The sequence below is a fragment of the Providencia sp. PROV269 genome, assembly GCF_028477785.1.
GTDB lineage: Bacteria > Pseudomonadota > Gammaproteobacteria > Enterobacterales > Enterobacteriaceae > Providencia > Providencia rettgeri.
The window spans coordinates 143,548-165,365 of sequence record NZ_JAMPLV010000007.1 but is presented as its reverse complement, the minus strand read 5'-3'; the positions used below and the strand labels follow the sequence as shown (position 1 = coordinate 165,365).

Annotated in this window: 20 protein-coding genes; 4 read left to right on the top strand and 16 right to left on the bottom strand. The window is 41.0% G+C overall.

Annotated features, from left to right (window positions below):
• Nucleotides 1-11: 11 nt before the first annotated feature.
• The 9 genes from PR683_RS12795 to PR683_RS12755 all read right to left on the bottom strand — a co-directional run bounded on the left by PR683_RS12795 (nucleotide 12) and on the right by PR683_RS12755 (nucleotide 9,645).
• Complete coding sequence (locus PR683_RS12795; protein ID WP_117162533.1) at nucleotides 12-1,079, bottom strand: alanine racemase; 1,068 nt, start codon at nucleotides 1,077-1,079, stop codon at nucleotides 12-14.
• Between the two features lie 11 nt (nucleotides 1,080-1,090).
• Entirely contained in the window at nucleotides 1,091-1,750 is a 660-nt protein-coding gene (locus PR683_RS12790) for a helix-turn-helix transcriptional regulator (protein WP_164529114.1), read from the bottom strand.
• A 284-nt stretch (nucleotides 1,751-2,034) separates the two neighbouring features.
• Nucleotides 2,035-3,135: an ABC transporter substrate-binding protein gene (locus tag PR683_RS12785; RefSeq protein WP_004908526.1), complete on the bottom strand. Its 1,101-nt coding sequence runs from the start codon at nucleotides 3,133-3,135 to the stop codon at nucleotides 2,035-2,037.
• 78 nt (nucleotides 3,136-3,213) lie between these two features.
• Nucleotides 3,214-5,415, bottom strand: coding sequence for a TonB-dependent siderophore receptor (locus PR683_RS12780; protein WP_109911761.1), 2,202 nt, complete (start codon nucleotides 5,413-5,415; stop codon nucleotides 3,214-3,216).
• 222 nt (nucleotides 5,416-5,637) lie between these two features.
• Nucleotides 5,638-6,408: a class I SAM-dependent methyltransferase gene (locus PR683_RS12775; RefSeq protein ID WP_109911760.1), complete on the bottom strand. Its 771-nt coding sequence runs from the start codon at nucleotides 6,406-6,408 to the stop codon at nucleotides 5,638-5,640.
• Nucleotides 6,409-6,421: 13 nt separating this feature from the next.
• The gene (locus tag PR683_RS12770) at nucleotides 6,422-6,772 is read right to left on the bottom strand and encodes a cupin domain-containing protein (protein ID WP_004908515.1); all 351 of its coding nucleotides are present in this window, start codon (nucleotides 6,770-6,772) and stop codon (nucleotides 6,422-6,424) included.
• Between the two features lie 35 nt (nucleotides 6,773-6,807).
• Entirely contained in the window at nucleotides 6,808-7,548 is a 741-nt protein-coding gene (locus tag PR683_RS12765; protein WP_109911759.1) for an ABC transporter ATP-binding protein, read from the bottom strand.
• Entirely contained in the window at nucleotides 7,545-8,564 is a 1,020-nt protein-coding gene (locus PR683_RS12760) for a FecCD family ABC transporter permease (protein WP_109911758.1), read from the bottom strand. The genes PR683_RS12765 and PR683_RS12760 overlap by 4 nt, the downstream gene beginning before the upstream one ends.
• Nucleotides 8,557-9,645 (bottom strand): ABC transporter substrate-binding protein, encoded by a 1,089-nt coding sequence (locus PR683_RS12755; RefSeq protein ID WP_109911757.1) that lies wholly within the window; start codon nucleotides 9,643-9,645, stop codon nucleotides 8,557-8,559. Before PR683_RS12755 ends, PR683_RS12760 begins: the two co-directional genes overlap by 8 nt.
• A 95-nt stretch (nucleotides 9,646-9,740) precedes the next feature.
• On the opposite strand from PR683_RS12755, the gene PR683_RS12750 reads away from it, so the two are divergent.
• On the top strand, nucleotides 9,741-10,457 hold the full coding sequence (locus tag PR683_RS12750; RefSeq protein WP_109911756.1) for a Crp/Fnr family transcriptional regulator: 717 nt from the start codon (nucleotides 9,741-9,743) through the stop codon (nucleotides 10,455-10,457).
• Nucleotides 10,458-10,496: 39 nt separating this feature from the next.
• Here the strand turns inward: PR683_RS12750 and PR683_RS12745 are convergent, their stop codons facing one another.
• Nucleotides 10,497-12,554, bottom strand: a complete 2,058-nt coding sequence (locus PR683_RS12745; RefSeq protein WP_109911755.1) for a TonB-dependent receptor family protein — start codon at nucleotides 12,552-12,554, stop codon at nucleotides 10,497-10,499.
• 258 nt (nucleotides 12,555-12,812) lie between these two features.
• Between PR683_RS12745 and PR683_RS12740 the strand changes: the two genes are divergently transcribed.
• A complete protein-coding gene (locus PR683_RS12740) occupies nucleotides 12,813-14,357 on the top strand; it encodes a S8 family serine peptidase (RefSeq protein ID WP_272571405.1) in 1,545 nt (514 codons plus the stop codon).
• A 46-nt stretch (nucleotides 14,358-14,403) separates the two neighbouring features.
• On the opposite strand, the gene PR683_RS12735 is transcribed toward PR683_RS12740, so the two are convergent.
• From PR683_RS12735 to PR683_RS12710, 6 genes are all read right to left on the bottom strand, one after another.
• Nucleotides 14,404-14,997, bottom strand: a complete 594-nt coding sequence (locus tag PR683_RS12735) for an ATP-binding cassette domain-containing protein (protein ID WP_272520417.1) — start codon at nucleotides 14,995-14,997, stop codon at nucleotides 14,404-14,406.
• Nucleotides 14,998-15,011: 14 nt separating this feature from the next.
• Nucleotides 15,012-15,788, bottom strand: a complete 777-nt coding sequence (locus tag PR683_RS12730) for an ATP-binding cassette domain-containing protein (RefSeq protein ID WP_004908500.1) — start codon at nucleotides 15,786-15,788, stop codon at nucleotides 15,012-15,014.
• On the bottom strand, nucleotides 15,782-16,594 hold the full coding sequence (locus tag PR683_RS12725; protein WP_210850331.1) for an ABC transporter permease: 813 nt from the start codon (nucleotides 16,592-16,594) through the stop codon (nucleotides 15,782-15,784). Before PR683_RS12725 ends, PR683_RS12730 begins: the two co-directional genes overlap by 7 nt.
• Nucleotides 16,591-17,559 carry an ABC transporter permease gene (locus PR683_RS12720; protein WP_123382280.1) on the bottom strand — a complete coding sequence of 323 codons (969 nt, stop codon included), beginning with the start codon at nucleotides 17,557-17,559 and terminating at the stop codon, nucleotides 16,591-16,593. The genes PR683_RS12725 and PR683_RS12720 overlap by 4 nt, the downstream gene beginning before the upstream one ends.
• Entirely contained in the window at nucleotides 17,559-19,112 is a 1,554-nt protein-coding gene (locus tag PR683_RS12715; RefSeq protein ID WP_272581818.1) for an ABC transporter substrate-binding protein, read from the bottom strand. The genes PR683_RS12720 and PR683_RS12715 overlap by 1 nt, the downstream gene beginning before the upstream one ends.
• Nucleotides 19,113-19,352: 240 nt before the next feature.
• Nucleotides 19,353-20,210: an AraC family transcriptional regulator gene (locus tag PR683_RS12710; RefSeq protein WP_004908486.1), complete on the bottom strand. Its 858-nt coding sequence runs from the start codon at nucleotides 20,208-20,210 to the stop codon at nucleotides 19,353-19,355.
• Between the two features lie 447 nt (nucleotides 20,211-20,657).
• Here PR683_RS12710 and PR683_RS12705 point away from each other — a divergent pair, with 447 nt between their 5' ends.
• A complete protein-coding gene (locus tag PR683_RS12705) occupies nucleotides 20,658-21,494 on the top strand; it encodes an urease accessory protein UreD (protein ID WP_117162538.1) in 837 nt (278 codons plus the stop codon).
• Between the two features lie 20 nt (nucleotides 21,495-21,514).
• Nucleotides 21,515-21,817: an urease subunit gamma gene (locus PR683_RS12700; RefSeq protein WP_004908484.1), complete on the top strand. Its 303-nt coding sequence runs from the start codon at nucleotides 21,515-21,517 to the stop codon at nucleotides 21,815-21,817.
• Nucleotide 21,818 lies beyond the last annotated feature (1 nt).

Genomic DNA, 21,818 nt, shown 5'->3' with positions numbered 1-21,818 from the left:
TTCTCCGATATTTAATATCGTGCGTCTGGTATAATAATATGGTCTATTTCATTATTATTTAATGCATATATTTTGTTTGTTAAGTTAGGAATAACACAACTGTGATTCGGTATAATATTTAATACATCACCAATATTTAATTTAATTTGTTTTGGGTCATAGCGAAGATAGCCATGCTCTTCATTTAATTTAACTAGTTTTATATTTGGGTCTTCCACTATATAACCAAACCCTGGTTCTGCGGATTGATCAGAAGTTAATGTTTTTGTCCCTGCATCTACTGTTGCATACCCCTCAATAGGAATACTCACAACCGTTGTTCTTATTGTTAAAGCGCAATCTTCAGGCGTATAAATACCACCATAGATAGCATTCATATCGCCAAAAATAAAGTTCCCAGCCCGTGACTCTGTAATCCCTTTTAATTCATCAGCATAGAATGAAGATAATGTTGAGCCGCCAGATGTCCGAGGCGCTTCGATACCCAATTTCTCTAACCGTTTTTGGCAAGATAATAAAAGCTCTGCTTCTGCTTTTGCCGCTTTACGTATTTCAGGCTCTGTACGGTATTGATATATTGTTCCTGCATAAGTAAATACACCAATAATTTTCAAATTAGGTAATTTTTGTATTGCCAGTGCAAATGGCTCTAAGTCATCTAATTGAATTCCTTCTCGGTGAGCACCATAATCAACAGCAATATAGACCTCAATAATTTGGTTTTCTTGCTTTGCTGCTGCTGATAATTGTTCAGCACCTTGTAGGCTATCAATAATTGTTCTTAATCTGATTTTTTTAGCTAACTCAATAAATTGCTTGCACTTTTGTTCACCGATCATTGGGTAAGCAAGTAGAATATGATCAATTCCGCCTTCCGCCATAACTGTCGCTTCTTGCAATGTGGCACACGTAATTCCTTTTGCACCACAGGCAATCTCAAATTTTGCTAATTCTACTGATTTATGCGTTTTTATATGTGGCCAGTGTTCAATATCTTGCTGTGTTAGCTTGCCTGTCATGCCTCTGACATTTTTTTCAAGTTGCTGTAAATCTAAAGCAACATAAGGCGTTATTGGCATAAAAACCTCTCTTATTCTTCATTATTGTCTTCCCCTTTTAATTCCGCTAAATAGGTATAAAGGGTATATTTGGAAATATTTAAAAATTCACAGATTTTCTCACCTGCTTTTTTGATTAAGAACGCACCTCTATCATCAAAGAATTTAATTGCATCCATTTTTTCTTTTTTTCCCATATTGATGACGGGGACTTTAATAACCTGCATACATTCTTGAATAAGGTGATCTAATATTTCATTAACGTCCGTGACAAAAACTTCCTTAACCGTATCCTGCTCAATGCTATTGCGCTGTGTAATGCCTTGAATAGCTTTTTCTGCAGCAATAAATTCTGAAATATCTTGATTAATACAAAGTGCCCCAGAAACTTTGCCAGTTTCATCACGTAAATAGATTGAAGTTGAACGCAACATTTTCCCATCTTTGGTTTGGGTAAAATAATTGTATTTGTCGCCATCAACATCAGTGCCGCGCAATACCTCAAGCCCTAAATTACTACTTGGGTCTCCCACCTTTCGCCTCGTTACATGACCATTAATAATTGCAACAATACTGCTTTCTAGCCCTTTACTATGGTCATGTAATACCACTTCACAAGTGTCGCCAAATTGGCCCGCAATCCCTTTCATAACTGCCAATAACATTTCAAAGTTGTCTTGGATAATTTTCATTTTCTACCAAACTTATTTTAAGCCTAACTAAATATTAGTTAGATCATAATGGAGACTCAATCAAGATTTGAGCAATTTGTGATCTATATCTTGATTCTAGCTAACAAATTTTTAGTTGCCATGACTAACATAGCAATAATCCCAGTTTATAAAAAAACTGGGAGATAAGATAGAACAAGGGATTTCAGAGAGTTTGTTAATGAATGGAAAGCTATATAGAGATAAACTAGCCGCCTAACTTTTTGTTAGTTTCTATTCCCGACAAAAAGTTAGCGATCCTATTTTTATAGATTCACCCAGAACACCCCCGTTTCTCGGATCTCTGTAAACTGCTTTTGAAAGTCAATTAAGTTTTGTTCTGGATTTAATGCGCTAAATCGCTCTGGATGCATAAATTTAGCCATAGCTTCAATGGCAAATATGTTCATCGGATTGTTGTAAAAATTATGGTAAATCGCCATAACGCGCTTTTCTTTAACTGCCGTTAATGATGAAATCCCTTGCCTATCCATTAATACCGATAACTGCTTCTGCACGTTAGCTTTATCTGCATTATATCCTAAGCTTACTGCGAGCGAGCGACGATTAAAATTGTGCCAATCAGCGCCAGTCAGTAAATAGAATTCTGGGTTTAATGTAATAATATTCTCAATGGAGCTTTCAGCCCCTTTTGCAGGAAAGCTATCTGCAACAAGATTATTTCCACCTGCCAAGGATGCTAAAACACCATAACCTGAACGCCCATAAAGCTGACAGCAACTATCCGCAAATAGCCCGGCATTTGCTTCAATCAAAACAGTTGGAAATGGCTGAGATAGTTGGCTTTCAATGGCCTCTAATTTCTCTTGATACAGCGTTGCAAACTGCCCCGCTCTTTCTTGTGTTCCTAATAATTCTCCTAATAATAAAATGCTTTTCGGCGTATTTTTCGCAATATCCATTCGAAAATCAATAAAAATGACTTGGATACCTGCAGCTTCGAGTTGCGGTAAAATTTGACTATCACGCATCGCACCATAATTAGCCTTATGCATAACTACCACATCAGGCATTAACTCGATCAATTTTTCAACTTGGAGACCGGCTTCACGTGTTTTCTTTAACGTGGGTATTTTGCCTAATTCAGGCAACACACTGAAATAAGCTTGTTTTAAATCTGGTGCGTATTGCGTAAGCGAATCACTCCAACCCGCAATGCGTGATATCCCTTCTTTACCAGCAGCAATATCCACTGGCAAAATATCACGGCTATCCACCAAAAATAATTTTTCGACGGGAAGATTAACAGTAACTTCACGACCTTGTAAGTCAGTGATCACCGTTGATGTTTTTGCCTGCGACCAAAAACTGAGCAAGCAAAATAACCCTATAAGAAATGATTTCATGGAATATCTCATTACTTTTTATTGCTAATAATCTGCTAGAAATAAGCCACTAATACATAGTGACTTATTTTCAATTAATTAAAATGTCACACTGTAATTAAGGGCAAAGGTTCGGCCACGGCCTTTATAATCGTACAGGTTTGCAGCTCCGTATTTCGGGCTATATAAACTTTGTGCCCGCTGCCCCCAAATTGTGGAGTAATTTTTATCTAGTAGGTTTTCCACTGCAAAGCTGACTTTACCCACTGGCAGCATATAACTTCCTAATAAATCAACGGTATTATAACCATCAAGTTTCTTACCTGCCGCATCCGTTAAATTGAATGTTTGTTGGCTTTGTAAGCGTAGTGCCCAATCATTCGGTTCCCAACCAATATAAGCATTCACTTTTGACGGGCTCGCGAAGTCAACACTCCATTTTTCCCAGCTACCATCCACTTTAGTTTCTGATTTTTGTAGATTGAAATTACTTCCTACACTCCAATCTGAATCAGCAAAGAAGTAATCCACCGCGCCTTCAACCCCATAAATACGGCGTTTATCGGTTTTCATATAGATGGTCATATCATCTTTATTAATACCATAACTTCTATCAGACAACGAATAATAGGTGGCAACTTGTGTGCGCAGGTTTTCCCCTGTGTAACGCCATCCTAACTCAAACGAGTTAACCTTAATTCCTTTTACCTTGGTATCATTAATGTTAACACTTTTATTGAGATGGTAGTGGCCATTGGCATCTGGGGTCTTCGCATAGTCACCTGTTCCGTAATACTTAGCAATATCAGGAATTTCAAAGCCTTGAGAGAAATTAAACCATGTTTGTTGCTCTTCAGTTAGGTTAACCAGCAGCCCTGCATTAAACAGTAAGTTGTTGTAATCCGTTTTCCCACCCGGTACTGCATCCGCTGATTTACCTTTACCATTAGCAATCGCTTCTTGCTGCGCATAACCAATAAAATCATCCACTTTATTTTCAGTATATTGGTAACGCACACCACCGCTTAACGTGAACATCGGCGTAATGTCATAACTGCTTTGTAAAAATGTCGCCATATTGGTGGTGGTATAACTTGGATAGCGGCCGATTTGGAAAGCTTTAGTTAAATCCATTCCTCCTGATTCTTTCGCTTTATCTAAATCAAAAAACATTTGATTCGCACGAAATTGCTCATGCTCTGCATCCACACCATAAGTTAACGTTAATTCATCGATAGGTTGGCTATTGAATGTCAGCTTGGTTCCATAAAAATTGGTTTTTTGATCCGATGAGCTGATACTTGTAACATCCTTGCCAGTCAAGGTTGGGAAGGGATAAAACTTTTGTGATTCATCACGATAATAAACTTGAGCAACAAAATCTTGCCCAAACACATCTGCATTTGAATACTGTAAATTGAGCAAATTGCGCTCAGTTCCTGGCAAACGATCAGAGCTTAATTTACTGCTGTTATAAGCTTCACCTTGTCCTTTAACCGCGGAAAAGTCTTTTCCTAAATAGAGGCCGTGTTTACCATCAGACTCACTTTTATAATGCTGATAAACGGCTTGAAGCTGTTGTTTTTCATCGATTTTGATAGTACCTGATGCCATCACGTCAAGACGATCAGAAAATTGCAGCCCTGTTTGGGTATTATCAATATTAATCGCATTACCTTTGCCATCATACCAACCGCCATAGCGTTGATAAGCAACAGAAATTCGTCCGTGAGCGTTCTCATTACCACCACTTACTGCTGCGGCAACATTTTCATCGTGATCTTTACCATTGTTAAAGCCTGTTTTTCCACCTAATTGCAGAGAAACCTGTTTTTCTTCTTGGCCTTTTTTCGTCACGATATTAATCAAGCCACCACTACTGCCACCGCCGTACATCGCCGTTGCACCTGAAATAACCTCGATATGATTGATATTAAAAGGATCGATGGAATCTAATTGGCGACTATCACTACGAGAAGAGTTAAGGCGTACCCCGTCCACCATCACAATCATTGAACGGCCACGCATATTCATGCCATAGTTTGTCCGCCCTTGGCCACTGACACTCATTCCTGGAATAAGCTGCGCTAAAATATCTTTTAACTCTTTTCCACCTTCAGCTTGCTGTTCAATTTCAGCATTATCAATCACCCATGTGGTTTGCGCCATTTCTGAAACGGTTTTATAACCACGTGTAGCGGATACGGTTATGGATTCTTCTTTTTTATCAGCGGCAAATACGGAGGGGGAAATAAAAGGGAAAAAGCAAGGAGAGATAATAAAAAAATGCTTTATTTTCATTAAATTAAACCTTTACATTATTAGAATTGCTGTTATTGAATCTAAAAAATAAATCACAATGCATGATTAAATTACTATTTATTATTTTATCAAATAATTATTATCAACAGTAACTAAGAATCAAGATAAATATAAGAATTATTATTATTAGCAATATAAAATATAAGGTTATTCAACATAAAAATACAAATCACGCATCCCTGCGTAAGATCTTCCTATAGGTTACTTCACGCTAACGACTGCAATATAATTCAATTTTCCACGATTTTGCCGAAAATGACGGAACATACGCAAAAATTGAGGACGGTTTTCTTTCTTCAATGCATTGCGGATAATCTTTAGCGCACCGAATACACCTTCATCGTAAATTAACCCTTTTGGCGATAATAGCGTCATTGGGCCAGTATGGGATACCACTTGCTGAAAGCCCACTTGTTGGAATAATTCCACCCACTGTGTTTCCGGTAATGGTTGCGCTTTGACATTAATCGCTTGTTGCATTTGAGAAACGACATTTTGGACAGCTTGGGCATCCTTAAATGCAATATCATGGGTTAATAAACATCCGCCTGGCTTTAGTACTCGATAGTACTCCTGCAATAGCTTTGCTTTCGCTTTATCAGCGTACATGGTTAGCATGGCTTCATTAATGACCACATCAAAACTGTTATCCTCAAACGGTAATTTCGATGCATCTGCCATTTGAATTGTCACTAATTCTGTTAACCCTTTATTCGCAACGTTTTTTTGTGCTTGTGCAAGCGCCTGTTTGTCCATATCAATACCTGTAATATGGCAATGAAATTGAGAGGCAATTTCAATAGCTGTGGTTCCCATATTACACGCAACTTCAAGAACTTGGCTGTTCTTATGTAATCCTGATTGGCTAAGTAACCACTCGGTTGCTTCTTTCCCTCCTGGGCGTAGGCGTTTTTTCCCCAAACGAGCTAGAAATTTGTGCCCTGCTTCATGGGCAGTAAATGATTGGTCCATTTGCACCTCCAAGTTAGTGTGTACAAGCCATTTCAGGCTCACGTAACATAACTAACAGCATTTTTGCGGGTTCAAGTGCATCTACCGCATGAGGGATATTAGCCGGCATTCTGACAATTTCCCCAGGTTTAGCCGTCACTGGCTTACCTTCGATGGTGAGTTGTAAACTCCCTTCAACAACCATCACAATGGCGTCAAAAGGGGCGCTGTGTTCAGAGAGCGCTTGGCCTTTATCAAAAGCAAATAAGGTGATATTCCCCCCACCATTTTTCGCTAATACACGGCTTGCAATACCTTGTTCGGTATAATTAATTAACTGATTGATAATCAGCGCTTCTGCGGGTGTTATTGTGTTATTGCTCATCGTTTATATTCCTTAATTTAATCATTTTCATTCAGTTATCTAAATAGCGGAATGACCCCTTGGGTCTGCCGGCCTTGATAGTCCATTGGCATAATTGCAACAGGTAATTGGTACAGTTGTGTCAGGTTTTCTTCCGTTAAAATTTGTTCAGTTTCACCAAATAAACAGCCGCTACTGTTAAACAGCAATAATGAATAGTCAGCGATATGCAGCGCATGCTGTGGATAATGACTCGTAAATAAGATGGTCATTCCGCGATGTATGGCTAAATCACGTAAAACGCTGAGCACACTGTCTTGGTTGGCAAGATCCAACGCGGATGTCGGTTCATCCAGAATCAAAATTTTTGGTTCACTGGCTAATGCTCTCGCAATCATAACCATTTGTTTTTCCCCTCCACTGAGACAGTTAAAGGGTTGGTCCGCAAAATTACTTATGCCTAAGTACGCTAAACACCGCTCTACAATTTGGTTATCTTTTTCATTGGGTGAGGCATACCACGGCAAGTGACGAATACGCCCGAGACTCACCATGGTGCGAACAGAATAATGAAATAGTGAACCACTAAGCTGTGGAACATAAGCGACGGGGGCATTTAGTGAAATATTGCCTGTTGATCCTTTTTGTAAACCGAGCAAGAGTTTTAATAAGGTGGTTTTTCCACGGCCATTCGGCCCTAAAATCGCGCCAATGCTGCCTTTGGGCTGCTGAAAAGTTAAATTCGTAAATAACTGGCGCTGTGCAATTTTGAAATTAAGGTGTTCAACTTGGATCATAAATCGGCCACCTTTTTATTTAATGTATGGATCAGTAGTGCAAAAATGGGGGCACCGATTAGTGCGGTGATCACACTTAATGGAATTTCCGCATTCGTCATACTGCGGGCAAAGGTGTCGACAGCTACCATATAAATCCCACCAATAACTGCACTAGCGGGCAGTAATATCCGGTGATCATGTCCTACCACTAGCCGTGCAATATGCGGAACAATCAGCCCTACCCAGCCGATGGTGCCGGATACCGCCACTGTCGCACTAGTGATCAAAGTCACGCTGAGTAACACGGCCCAACGGGTTCTATTAATTTTCATCCCTAAGGCTTGTGCATTTTCTTCCCCTAAGGAGAGCACATTGATACGAAAACGCAGTGCAAAAATGACTAAAACACAGACCATAACAACAGGAAAAACAATATTAAGTTTAAGATAAGACGCACTGGCAAAGCTGCCCATAAGCCAAAAAACAATGGTTTGCAAAGTATTATTAGGGTCTGCAAAATAGGTAATTAACGAAATTAATGCAGCAAAAAAAGCATTAATAATCACCCCCGCAAGGATTAACATTAATAGCTGGCTGCCTTGGCGATTCAAGCCGAGTAAAAAAACTAGCACGATAGCTAACAACCCACCGACAAAAGCCAATGAAATGGTGATCAACAAAGAAGAAAATAACAAAATAGCTAGCGCGCCACCCAATGCGGCTCCAGATGAGACGCCAATAATTTGCGGCCCAACTAATGGGTTACGGAAAATGCCTTGCAAAGCCGCCCCCGCAACCGCCAACCCAGCCCCTGCTGTACCTGCTATCAGAACTCGTGGTAAGCGCACATTTAACACGACATTTTGTTCCGTACGACTATAGTTCCCCATCATCTCGTTACCCAAAATGGTGTCATAGAGAATATGCCAAACCGCAGAAAACGAAACCGGGTAGCGGCCACAACTTAGTGCCAAAACAAACGTCAACAATAGGCAAATGGCGAAAACGAGCCAAAGATATTGGGGCTTACGCATGCGGTTTCCCCATTAAAGAGATGTAGTGCTGGCTATTTTTGTTCATCTCCATTTGCAAAATGCCGTCAATTTGCTCATCAGACACGTCATAGCCATAAAGTTGCTGATATCTCAGGCGAATTTCCTCACGCAATGGCATTTTCATCGTTTCTGGATGAAAAATCATTGATAACCATTGCCAATACAGCGGTGTTTCTTGGTTTGGTGCATCCCAGATAAAACCACCAATAGGAAGCTTATATACGCGCTGGTTTTTCACTGCAGTGACTTCGCTTAACATGGGATTGCGATAAACGTCAGCTGGCGATAACCCCTCTTCGAAATTACCCAATAGAATAATGTCAGGGTCCCAAACAAGAATTTGCTCAATATTGAGCGTTCTTGGCCCAGTGAGGTCGCGGTTTAAACTCACTCCACCCGCCAATGCAAAATCCGCGTTGTTGTGTGATGTTGAGCCAAATGTTTGAATACTCTGGTTAAAATGGGAGAGATACAGAACACGAGGCTGCTGCGCTTCTGGTATTTCAGCGGTAGTTGCTGAGAGTGTATCGACAACTTCTTGGCGCCACTGGATCATCTTCTGTGCTTTATCATTGTGGCCAAGTGTTTGTCCCATTAGGCGAACCCACTCTTGCGTATAGCGTTCTTGCCCATAATCTAACGTAGCAACAGTCAGCCCTGCATCACGCATAGGGGAAATAATATCATCCCCTCGATGACCCCATTGCCATACCAGATCGGGCTCCACATTAAGCAATGCTTCAATATTTGGTGTAAAGTTGTTACCTACGACATTTGAATTCACCTGTAAAACAGAAGAAAACATTTGGCTTAACATGCCATCTCGCGCAGCAACCTTTGCAAAAGGATGCATTCCAACTAATTTTTCACTGCTTTCATCCATACCAACTAACATCGAAGCGGCAGGGATTGGGATCACGACAATACGTTTTGCAGGGGCTGACAAATGAATTTTATCCCCTGACATATCTGTGAAATCAACGGCTTGTGATGCATATACGTTGCCCATCCCCCACAAGGTCAGAAAAACGGCGATGAGTCTAAAAGCATTATTTATCATAGGGTTATTCAGCTCTCTGCTAAGATCTCAATTGATAATGTGTATGATTATCATTTATACTTATGCCATTCTAAGACGGCGTAAGAGGATGACCTATGACATTTGTCAAAAACGTTTTCCCCCATACACAATCACTCAATGCCATAAAATCGTGCTTACTGTTTAATGGGATAGAAGATGAAAAACTGGCATTACTGCTGGAAAATTGTGGCCATATTCGCTTTAAAAGTGGTGAAATCCTGAACCATGAAGGAGAACCATTTAAGCATTGCCCTTTGATGATAAGCGGGCAAATCGAGGTGTATCGCCACACTTATTTGGGCGAGGAAAAAATTTTTGGTTTATTTTGCACAGGGGAAATTGTTGCCATCGCAGCCGTTTTTATGCCACATAACCGCTATCCTATGAGTTTACGGGCAAAAACCGACGGTGAAGCCTTGCTACTCGATAAACGTGATATTTTACGGCTTTGCCATGCCTGCCCACAAATTATGGAAAAGCTACTCATGCGTTTTAGTAGCAAACTGTATGAAAACATTAACCATATTGATTGGCTAACTTCAAGTTCTGCTGAACAACGCTTGGCTGCTTATATTCTTGATTTAAAACATAAACAACTAACTTCAGATATTGTTTTACCTTTATCTCGGGGCCAGCTCGCCGCTAAATTAGGCATACGCTACGAAACACTCAGCCGGTTGGTTTCAGGGTGGCGGCAAAAAGGGTTTATTGATATCGAGAAAGACACTGTGCATATCCATAATGAAAACTACTTAACGCAATTATCTATTTCTGCACAGCGCCCATTTTAACAACCACGCATTAACCAATATTAATGCGTTTATTTATTATTAGAAATTATAGGTTACGCCACCATTCACATTAAACCCCATACCGGGGAATAAAGTGCTGTCTTTTGCTGTGACGGTTTGGTTGGCAACCGATGTTGTTGCATAGCGCTCATCGGTTAAATTATCCATCGATAAATACACAGACCACTGCTCTGTTGGCTTATAACTGCCTTTCAGCCCCAGTACGGCATAATGTTTACGTTTTTGAATATCAAGGTTGTTTTGGTGGTCAACTGCCATATCCGTAGGTGCCCAATGAATATTAGGCCCAACACTCCAATCCCCAATTTCATATAACACCTCGGCAGCAACAATATTACGTGGAATACCCGCGATATAGTTGCCATTATATTCACCGCCCATGAAACGGAAATCATTATAAGTCCAAGAAACTCGGTAATTGATATCCCCCGGACCTGCGCCAACACGTCCTGTAAGCCCAGCTTCTAAGCCTTGATGGCGAGTTTTCGCGGCATAATTAAACACACCAACGACAGTTCCTGCACTGTCATAAGTGGTAATATACTCATCTTTAATTTGGCTACGGTACAGCGCAAGGCTCCATTTCAACCCATCGGTGACATCGCCTTCTCCCCCAATTTCATAAGTAATGGCTTTTTGTGGTGAGAGTTTCGTCAATTTTCCATTGCTGGAGTTAATAATTTCCCAAAATGTTGCAGGTTCTTCACTCGCACTGATATTAGCAAAGTAACGCTGGCTTTCCGTTGGTCGCCAAATCACTCCCGCTTTTGGTGTCCAAAATGTCCAACTTTGGTCTAACGACAAATGACTCTGTCGTTTTTCTACATCACGGCGCGCATGTGTGCCTTTCACATCTAAATTAACGGTCACTGTTGGCGTAATATGTAAGTCTACCCCAACACTGCCGTAGAGGTTTTCAGCTCGGCCATCATATTTACCTATTTTTGTTTTATCTGCGGGTGTCCCTTTACGATTTTGCATTAATTCAGTCTGCAAGGTCATTTGGTCCCATGCAAGAGCTGTACGATATGTCACGGGCTCAGTTTCAATATTATAGGTAAATTGCAGCCCTTCACTGTGGCTGCGGCTAAACCGGTAGTAAGCGGGAGTAGTAAAATTATCATGAGTACGAATGTGCCAAACTCCTGCACCAATTGCTTGGTTATCCACTTGCCAGTCAGAGCGGTTAGCCACTCGGAATTGCTCAACATTACGGTGAGGATCACGCAACCAAACCATTGGGTACACCTCTGTTGGGTTATTATTTAATACCTCTTCAGAAACTGGCCCCGCAACGTCAAAGCGCAAATCTGTCCAACTCAGCCAAGTTCGGTTTTCAAAGTTATCAGTCACATAACCAAAGTTGCTGCGTAACGTTTTACGTTGGGAAGCAGAGTGTTTGCGATAACCATCAAAATGGTCATAAGTGAAATTAATACGCCCATCAAATAACCCATCATCAGAAACACCACCGAAGGCAGTTTGTAGCCCTTCGCGCCCATGGGAGCCGTACTCATAACGTAGGCGCCCTTGCTCACTTCGGCCAGTGTAAGAGAGCACATCCAATTCACCGCCCAAGCTGTTACTTTGTGGGTTAAGGCTATTTGCGCCGCGGCGTACGCTCACCATCCGCGCATCACGCATTTCTAAGGTACTGATGTGAAAACTGCCGTCTGCATCCGTTGCGGGTAAGCCATCTTGCAGCAGCAATACACCACGAGCAAGCGGTGCACTTTGCACGCCAGAGCCGCGAATATTTAAACGCGGCTGGTCAATCCCCCCAAAGAAATTTTGGATAACCAACCCAGGCTGGTAATCCAAGGCGTCTTGTAAGGTAGCAAGGCGAGTTTCTTTTTCGATAACAACTAAATTGGTTCCACCAGCTACTTTTTCAAGTTTATCTTTTTCTTGCTGTTCACTCGGTGACAAACGGCTTTGGCCTGTTGAAGACGTGACGATCAGTTTGTCTGGTGTGCCTGCTGGTGCAGCGAACCCAATTGGTGTCGCCAAAGTACCTATGCCTAAAGTGAGTGCAATACAATGCGCCAATTGGTGCCGTTTTAAACGATAAGACATATATTCACCCCAATAATAGTAATGGTTATCATTTTCATTTGAGGCATTTAAAATAGAGGATGGGTATAGATATCCCTATGACATTTGTCAAAACCAAAATAAATTAATTTATTATTTATATTAAAATTATAGTTTCCATTAAATTCTATTAAATTATCAATCTTGTCGTAAATACAATTTCCCTTTTAAATAACATACCCAACTTAATGCTTAAATAATTAAAAGCATATCAATATATGTTATATAAAAAGAGAATATATGAATATAAAAACCTTTAAATTTATCGATAAATATTCAAATGGCATTGTCGTTAACTTTGATAATAGAAACAAAAAAACAGTCACCATTAGCTTATTTTTAGATAATGAAAATATAGAAACCATATCAACTAATAATGACCATTATCTTTTCAAGGTAGGTAAATCGGGGAACTACCACGTAACCATTTCATTTATAGATAGCAATAAAAACATTCACCACCTAATTGATAGCCCTGCTAGCTATTACTTCACCCAACAGAAAACCAAGCAAAATATTAAAAAAGAATCCAAATCAAAAACAATAAATCATAAAATAGATGGAATTAATAAATATTTTTTAGAAATTAAATCTGAAATAAAAAGTTCGCATTTGATTATGGATATATTACCAAATGAACTAATGAATTCAAAATTAATATTAATCAAATCAAATATTGAATCCTCTGTTAAACAATATGAATACCTAAACCTTTATGGAGAAGATAATTTTGATCGTTTACTTGAACTATCACAAAAGATTGAACAATTAGATTATGTCAGCTATTGCTGTATTTGTCCTGACACGACCGGCTATCTTCCGCCAAAACTCCCTTTAAATAGTCAAGTTCTAGAAGAAGACACCAGTAGCAATGAGATAACCCCTAATTTCACTTATTTACAAAAATATTTAGATGCACCAATGGGTATGAATGTGAGAAACGCATGGGAAAAAAACATTGATGGTTCGCAAGCCGTAGTACGCCATTTAGACTTTGGTGTTTACAAAAACCATGAAGATCTCAAAAATTCAAATCTGATCGTCGTTAGTAGCCGCCCTGAAACCCAAGATTGTAATCATGGTACCGCATCAACAGGCTGTATTATTGCCACTAAAAATGCATTTGGTGTAACTGGCATTGCACACAATTGTCAATTTTATTTCTATGATACTGATGATCTCGATCAACTTACTAATGATGCCCAGCCTGGTGATATTGTAAGCTTAGACATTCAATTTTCTTTTGGCGAAAAATTACTTCCTGCCACAGCTGTGCGTAATTGGTGGGAAAGAATCAAAATTATGGTCGACAAAGGTGCAACGGTTATATTGGCAGCCGGTAATGGTGGGTTAGATTTAAGTGAACCCGGAGTTATGACTGATTTCGGTGATAATGGCAGTATGTTAGTTGGCGCGTGTAATAATCAGACTGGAAGTCGTGCTTATTTTTCTAATTACAATCAAAAAAGTTCATTAATTAATTCATGGGGAGATTGGAGTGTTACAACCACAGGGTATGGCTCACTACAAAAATACCCCGGTAATGAACGCAATTACACAAAAGATTACTCAGGTACATCTAGTGCGACTCCTTTGTGTGCAGGCGCATTAGCATTACTTCAAGGCTATGCTAAACAACATCAAATTATTTTATCTGCTTGGGGAATGCGCGAACTGATAAGAAAATCGACCTATACGGAAGGTGTTAACGATGGGATTGGCTATCGCCCGAATGTCAATGATTTATTAAAAGAAATTGATAAACTGGCCCAAATTACTGAATAATTGAATTATAGTTATGCCGTCATAACCGATGGCATAACATAACCTTTTATTTATCTGGGCTAAAAACGCGGCTACACACTTTTTCTAATAACGCTTTGTTATGGCTAAAAATAATCATCGCCAGTGGCCGCTCTTCCGATAATCTCACTAACAACTGCCAAATCTCTTTTTGCAAATTGGCGTCTAACTGTGCGGTGATTTCATCAGCAATCAAAATTTTCGTTCGCGGGTCAAGTGCTCGCAATAAGGCGATACGAGCAAGCTCACCACCGGATAACTCACTGGGAAGCCTTTCTAGCCATGCAGGTTTAATCGAAAAATACGCTAACCAGTGAGAGTCTGGCTGCCAAGCATCAAATACACTCGCACCGACCTTACGGTATGGGTTAAAACTTTTCTCTGGATGCTGAGGGACTAATTGAACCGGACAATAACCATGTCGAGGCAATGGTTGGCCGTCAAATAGAATGGTTCCTTGGGATGCTTTTTGCCACTGAGCTAACACTCGGCCTAACGTAGTTTTACCAAAACCACTGGGCGCAGATATTCCAAGGCGTTCACCTCTAGCCAGTGACAAACTAAAGTCATCCCACAGCCGTTGCCCACCTTGATCAATACATAAATTATTTACTTGTAAAATAGGTTCAGTAATACTCATTTACTTGCCATAAATTGATGTTCAGGTAACGCATTCCACAACGATTGTAGCCATTTTCCACCACCGCCTTGTTGCAGTTGTTGGCTGCTTAGCACTTCTTCCAACTCTCCGTTACGTAATAAGGCGATGCGGTCAGCAAAACGCACAGCCATGGATAAATCATGGGTGACCCATAAAACACCTCGGCCAACGTGACACAGTGATTTTATATTTTCGAGCAGTTGCATCGCATGGTCGTCATCCAACCATGATGAAATTTCATCCGCTAAAATATATTGTGCGCGGGAAAGTGTCGCACTGCTGGCGAGTACCCGTTTTGCCATTCCACCGGATAACTGGTTTGGGTAGCTATCCACTAGTGAGCTTTGCAAATTATATTGCTGTAAGTGCCGTGCAACATCGTGCATTTTAATATGCTGCCCACTTAACACTGCGGCACGTTCTAATTGTGGGCCGATACGAATTAGCGGATTAAGCGCGCTAACCCCTTGAGGAATATAGCATAATGCATTACCACGGTGCTGAGCTTTGTTTTGTTCCGTCAGCCTTTTACCATTAAGGTGAATACCGCCACGACAGCGCATATTATGGGGAAGTAACCCCAAAACACTCTGTAATAACAAGCTCTTACCTTCCCCGCTCCCACCTACGAGTGCAACCATCTCACCGGGCTGAATATCTAAGGAAATTCCTTGTAGTAACGGAGCCCAACGTTTACGCCCTAACCAACGAAACTGCGCGACATCTACGGTGAGATTATCAAGACTCAACATACGCCCCCCTTCAACCATAGCTGCTGCAAGGCCTTAGCAAATTGGTCAAATAATAACACTAATCCGACTAATGCAACGCCTGGGAAAACCACCAGCCACCAAGCACCTGTGCTGAGGTAGCGCAATGCATCAGATAATAAAATACCCAGTGAGGGTTCATGGGGCGACAAACCAAAACCTAAGAAACTTAATGCCGCACTGTGTAAAACCGCATGGGGAAACATTAACAACGTTCCTACCATCCATTGCGGCAAAATCATGGGTAAATAATGATAACGCCAACGATAAAACGCACTGTTACCAATACGTTGAGATAACATAATGTAATCTGACTGACTAACTCGTTGTAACTCCGAACGTAAAATTAAGGCTAATTTTGGCCAATGTGTCAGTGCAACGGCCCAAATCACCCCCATTTTTCCACCACCCAGCGTAAAACAAATCAATACCAGTAATAAAAGATGCGGCAATGCCAACATAGCATCAATAATGCCACGCACCACGTAGTCCATAACTTTGCTTATTGAAGATAACCCCGCCATGACAAGAGCAATGAAACCACTGGTAATGGCAGCCATAAGGCCAATTTGCAAACTTGTTGCCACACCTTGAAAGGTTCTGGCAAATAAATCACGCCCTAAATTATCTGTACCAAATAGATGCGCCCACGAAGGTGGCAAGCGCCTATCGAGTAAATTCATTTCAATATCATTAAGGGGGAGGCCAAACGCATAAATACTAACGATGACCAATAAAAGTAATGAGAAAACTAACTTAAATAAGGCGCGATTAGGGTTATAGGTCATGATCCTCTCATCACTCCCTTATTCACTTTTTTTAGCAGGCTGTCTGCTACCGTATTGCTTAAAAATATTAGCGCAGCGCATAACATGACGATCCCCATCAACAAGGGAATATCTCCACGTAGCCCCGCATCTATCGTTGCCTGACCTAAGCCTGGATAGGCAAATACTTTTTCAGCTAGCAATGCCCCACTCAATAATTCACCTACAGAAGCAAACTGCAAACAAATTGCGGGGGTGATGGCATGTTTCAACACGTGGAAACCCATCATTGACCAGCCATTATCCCCTTGAGCCCGTGCGTAATGAATAAATTCACTGCTCATCACCTCAACAACTTTGGCTCGTGTATGCAATGCGATATTACCCACGCCTAGCATACCCAACGCAATTACAGGCAAAATTAGGTGATGAAGTTTCTGTGAAAAAGTTGCCGTTTGCTCATCCAAGCCTATCGGCCAAGCGCAGCATATTGGAGCCCATTGTAATGTCACCGCGAACAAAGACAGCAACAGCAAACCGACCCAAAAAACAGGAATTGAAGCAAGTAAATAGCATAATGTTGAGATAAGTTTGTCTGGCCAGCGGTTTAAATAACGCCCAGCGACTAACCCTAGCGCAAAACCCACAATACCAGAAAACAACCAAGCACAAATAAGCAATGCTAAAGAAGGCACAAGGCGGTCTGCAATCACTTGAATTACAGGGGTATTATAGAGCATGGAATAGCCCAAATCCCCCTGTAATACTTGTGAAAACCAACGCCAGAACTGTACCCATAAAGGCTGATCAAGCCCCCATCGCGCAGCAATTAGCGCATATTGCTCAGGAGGCACGTGCAGTAAGTCATTGCCAATATAGGCTTTTATTGGGTCGATAGGCGAGTAACTCAGCAGGATAAAAATCCCCGCTGCCGTTACGGTTAATAAACCAAAAAATCGCAATAAAAGCCCAAGTGCGGTTCGCATTACTGACAGGTCCACGCCCATTCATCGACATTATTTAACACCGACCAAGATCCGTGAATTTCAGGAGCACTGGTACCTAAATCAACACAATTATTCAGTAAATAAATATGTTGTAGGTTCATCAACCAAGCCCATGGAGCATCACCTTTAATACCAACACCCGTGCTACCGTTCCAATCTACTTGCTGCCATAACGGAATCGCCGCGTCTTGGTCAGCTTGTGCTAACGCTTTTTCGATTAGCTCATCAACGGCTGCATTTTTATAATAACCAGGGTTATAAAAGCCAACACCTGCTGCTTTGCTACTGTAATTATGGACAATTTCCATCGGGTCTAAGCTTCCCCAACCAAAAAGTGTTGGGTTAGCATGCATGTGTAGCTCAACGGTTTCCCAGCTCCCCGATTTTAAATCCATCTCGATACCAATCGGTTTTAAGCTTGAACGGATTGCCTGCGCAAGGTCACGACGTGTGGTATCACCACTGGCATACCATAATGTCAGTTTTGCCACTTTGCCATTTTTCTCACGTAAGCCCTCTTTATTCAGCTTCCATCCCGCATCTTCTAAAATGGATTTCGCTTTTTCAAGATCACCATCTTTAAAAGCGGAGTCTGGGCTATTCCATGGCAGCCCTGCAACGCCGGTATAAGCCGGTACGGCAAAGCCTTCCAACACAGATTCCGCCAATAGTTTACGGTCAAGAGCATAGTTAATGGCTTTACGGACAGCAACATCTGAAGTGATGTCGTTACCGATAGGGTTACCTTGAGCATCTTTCTCACCGGCAGGTGGAATTGGGAAAGAAATGCCGCGGTTTTCCACGCTATAGCGCTCAACCAATTTCATGTTTTTCACATCATTAGCATTCGCCGCTACCGCAGCAGGGATACGAACAATTTCCAGTTGATTGCTTTGTGCCGCCGCAAAGGCCGCATCTTCATCAAGGAAAACAAAGACCATTTTACCAAAGTCATTTTTTGGCCCTGCATAATACGGATTTTGCTCGACAATCAGTTGCTGCCCCGGCTGGAATGCAACTAAACGATAAGGGCCTGCGCCAATTGGGTTATGTGCATAGGTTTTCGCATCATATTTATCAGCACAAACAATCCCTAACGAACCAAGTACATTAATAAAGGTACTTTGTGGGGAAGATAACGTGATTTTTACGGTGAGTGGGTCAATTTCCTCTGCTTTGGCAAAATTCCCCATGTCCACCTTACCGCCACTTGCCGCAGCATTGTTATAGGTAAATACGACATCTTTTGCCGTTAACGGTGAGCCATCGGAAAATTTTAAGCCTTTTTTTAGCTTGAGTGTCCACTGTTTACCATCTGCATTATGTTGATAACTTTCAAGCATATAGCTATGCCATGAAAGGTCAGCTTTTTGTTTCAGTAATGGGCTATGCAACAGTAGGTAGCTGCCGTGGCTCCACCCGAGCATGGGGTCAAAACCCTCAGTTGGCTCTGAGCCAATCGCTAAACGTAAAGTTTGTGATTGAGCCGGTTCTGCCGCCTGTGCTTGCAGTGTGAGCCCCATAAAGCACATTGCGGCAACGATATTTTTAATCATACATCCCTCTATAGACAGATTTTATTTTTTATTTCATATAATTAATGACGTTATTTTCATTAATGTCGCTATTGGTGAGATATTCACTATGTGTAGAGTAACCAATATGAGTTATATTAAATTTAACGCCCTGATTGCTAGGCGCTACATCAATAGAACAGCGAATTTATTCGAGAAACCGTCAAAATTAAGCCGTTATTTGACTTACCTTAACAACTACTCATCAATTTCTTTGTCAAATTCAATTGGGTTAGAGTGCAAGGACAAATTGGTAATAAAATTCGGGTCGTTCGACTGCCTTGATTGCAACCGAAATTGAGAAGGCGTCATATTGTATTTTCGCTTAAAGACATCGCAAAAATAGGCATTACTGCCAAAACCGCAACGATGACTAATTTGAAAAACAGAATAATTCGAAAATGTTAAATAATTCAACGCCATTCCCATTCGAACATCTAGCAGTAATTGACGAAATGACACCCCTTCACGGTTCAAATGGCGACGCAAAGTTGAAGGTGTCGTAAATAACGCTTTCGCGACATCGTCTAAATGCCATTTTTTTTGCGGTTCTTGGGTTATCAAATGGGTAATTGCTTGGTTTTTCGGTTCATCATAATTAAAACGAAACAGGTTAAGAATATCGATACCCTCTTGATATACCGCCATTAAAATAAAATATAGGCTCTGTTTCATTAACAATGCTTCTTGGGATTCACTCTGTTTTTTTAATGGTAAGCATTGTTTTAATAAACTAAAGTTATCTCTCACCGTTTCAGGGGGAGAAACATGGTAAATGGGTTGGTGGCTAGTCAGTGGCGCACCCGACTTCATCAATGTTTTTAGTAATAAAAATACCGATTGTAATTCTTCTTCTGACATCGACAAGGTGTGTAATTCAAGCGGCTGATTCACGGTGTTACACACAATATTGCAAGAAACTTGGCTATATTTAGGAATAATTAAGGTGACATCGGTTTCAATTTCAATGGATTGACCGTTGATCACGACATTTCCTTTCGCGCCAGTTAACATGGCTATCATCGCGTTTTCAATATAAAACGCTTTTAACACCATTTGGCTTTCCGAAAGAAAGAATTTATATTCCATAATCTCTATAAACTGCAGTTAATGTCAGAATGACTTCCCAAGAAAAGGGATTGTTGAATAGATATAAAGCCACGTAGCAAAAGCATATCAACCCCATATCAGTGCGGATGAGAATATAGTCCCGTTACGCTGAAATCGCAATATAGATATACGCTCATTTTTTACTGTTATTTTGATGGTTGTTATATTTTCTAAATAAAATGCTGTTTAATTGAAAGGCAATTTTCGATATAAGGTGTAGAATCGCGCGGCAGACACATGCAGCCAACAACACTGCATAATAATAATGATTTTGGTATTCACTCACACCCTACCCTACTTGCATTAGCTTTTACATCATAAATACCCAATTTTTGCTGGGGTATAGCTAAACATGTTCGCGTATTTTTAGTTGACTGAGTTGCAGGAGAAAGTATGTCTGATTTTTCAGGATCAGGCTGGTTAGCTGAAATTTTTTTACGATATGAACTAAAACGTGGCGTCACCCGCTTAACGGACAAACAACATATCGGCCCTTTAATGGTTCAGCGGCCATTCTACCCCGAGCAAGGAATTGCACACACGTATTTACTTCATCCACCCGGTGGCGTTGTCGGGGGGGATAAACTCCTTATCAATATTGATGTTCAACCACATGCCCATGCGTTATTGACCACGCCTGGTGCAACAAAATTTTATCGTAGTGCGGGCGGCGTTGCACGACAACTACAAAGCTTAACCGTCGCGCCCAATGGGTTCTTAGAATGGTTACCTCAAGAAAATATTTTTTTCCCTGAGGCTCAAGTTCGCTTAGAGACTCATGTTCGAATCGCAAGTTCATCAAAATTTATCGGCTGGGAAATCCAATGTTTAGGCCGACCCGTATTAAACGAGCAATTCGACAACGGTGATATTCGGGGCCGCTTGCAGTTTTATATTGATGACAAACTCACCTTGGCAGAATCCATATTTATCGAGGGTTCACAAAAACAGTCAGCCGTCATGCGTGAATTTCCTATGGTAGGTTCCTTGTATATCTACCCCGCCAGCGATGAATTAAAAGCTGAACTTCACGAGAGTTTGGCCGTGTTTTTCTCTACGGAAGTGAGGCCGCTTGAGTATGGACTGACTGATGTAGACGGTATTTTAGTATTGCGGTTATTAGGTTCTCAAACCGAGCCCATGATGGCTTGCTTCGCCCATATTTGGCAGGCAACAAGACAATACTGGTTAGGTTATTACCCTGATCCGCCGCGTATTTGGGCAACTTAAACGTTTTTTAGGAGCAAAAAATGGAATTAACCCCCAGAGAAAAAGATAAATTATTGCTTTTTACGGCAGGCCTCGTTGCTGAAAGGCGTTTAGCCCGTGGATTAAAGCTCAATTACCCTGAGGCGGTCGCATTGATCAGTTGTGCGATTATGGAAGGCGCCCGTGATGGCAAGACGGTTGCCCAATTAATGAGCGAAGGCCGAACCGTGTTAACCGCAGAGCAGGTAATGGAAGGCGTGCCAGAAATGATCAAAGACATTCAAGTGGAATGTACATTTCCTGATGGTACAAAACTGGTTTCTATTCACGACCCGATTGTATAGG

Bases quoted from the DNA above. Each gene is read 5' to 3' on its own strand.
- PR683_RS12760 (WP_109911758.1), bottom strand. From the start codon at position 8,564: ATGCGTAAGCCCCAATATCTTTGGCTCGTTTTCGCCATTTGCCTATTG.
- PR683_RS12740 (WP_272571405.1), top strand. From the start codon at position 12,813: ATGAATATAAAAACCTTTAAATTTATCGATAAATATTCAAATGGCATT.
- PR683_RS12700 (WP_004908484.1), top strand. From the start codon at position 21,515: ATGGAATTAACCCCCAGAGAAAAAGATAAATTATTGCTTTTTACGGCA.
- PR683_RS12715 (WP_272581818.1), bottom strand. From the start codon at position 19,112: ATGTGCTTTATGGGGCTCACACTGCAAGCACAGGCGGCAGAACCGGCT.
- PR683_RS12720 (WP_123382280.1), bottom strand. From the start codon at position 17,559: ATGCGAACCGCACTTGGGCTTTTATTGCGATTTTTTGGTTTATTAACC.
- PR683_RS12725 (WP_210850331.1), bottom strand. From the start codon at position 16,594: ATGACCTATAACCCTAATCGCGCCTTATTTAAGTTAGTTTTCTCATTA.
- PR683_RS12730 (WP_004908500.1), bottom strand. From the start codon at position 15,788: ATGTTGAGTCTTGATAATCTCACCGTAGATGTCGCGCAGTTTCGTTGG.
- PR683_RS12795 (WP_117162533.1), bottom strand. From the start codon at position 1,079: ATGCCAATAACGCCTTATGTTGCTTTAGATTTACAGCAACTTGAAAAA.
- PR683_RS12705 (WP_117162538.1), top strand. From the start codon at position 20,658: ATGTCTGATTTTTCAGGATCAGGCTGGTTAGCTGAAATTTTTTTACGA.
- PR683_RS12770 (WP_004908515.1), bottom strand. From the start codon at position 6,772: ATGAGCAATAACACAATAACACCCGCAGAAGCGCTGATTATCAATCAG.
- PR683_RS12780 (WP_109911761.1), bottom strand. From the start codon at position 5,415: ATGAAAATAAAGCATTTTTTTATTATCTCTCCTTGCTTTTTCCCTTTT.
- PR683_RS12790 (WP_164529114.1), bottom strand. From the start codon at position 1,750: ATGAAAATTATCCAAGACAACTTTGAAATGTTATTGGCAGTTATGAAA.
- PR683_RS12765 (WP_109911759.1), bottom strand. From the start codon at position 7,548: ATGATCCAAGTTGAACACCTTAATTTCAAAATTGCACAGCGCCAGTTA.
- PR683_RS12745 (WP_109911755.1), bottom strand. From the start codon at position 12,554: ATGTCTTATCGTTTAAAACGGCACCAATTGGCGCATTGTATTGCACTC.
- PR683_RS12710 (WP_004908486.1), bottom strand. From the start codon at position 20,210: ATGGTGTTAAAAGCGTTTTATATTGAAAACGCGATGATAGCCATGTTA.
- PR683_RS12775 (WP_109911760.1), bottom strand. From the start codon at position 6,408: ATGGACCAATCATTTACTGCCCATGAAGCAGGGCACAAATTTCTAGCT.
- PR683_RS12755 (WP_109911757.1), bottom strand. From the start codon at position 9,645: ATGATAAATAATGCTTTTAGACTCATCGCCGTTTTTCTGACCTTGTGG.
- PR683_RS12785 (WP_004908526.1), bottom strand. From the start codon at position 3,135: ATGAAATCATTTCTTATAGGGTTATTTTGCTTGCTCAGTTTTTGGTCG.
- PR683_RS12750 (WP_109911756.1), top strand. From the start codon at position 9,741: ATGACATTTGTCAAAAACGTTTTCCCCCATACACAATCACTCAATGCC.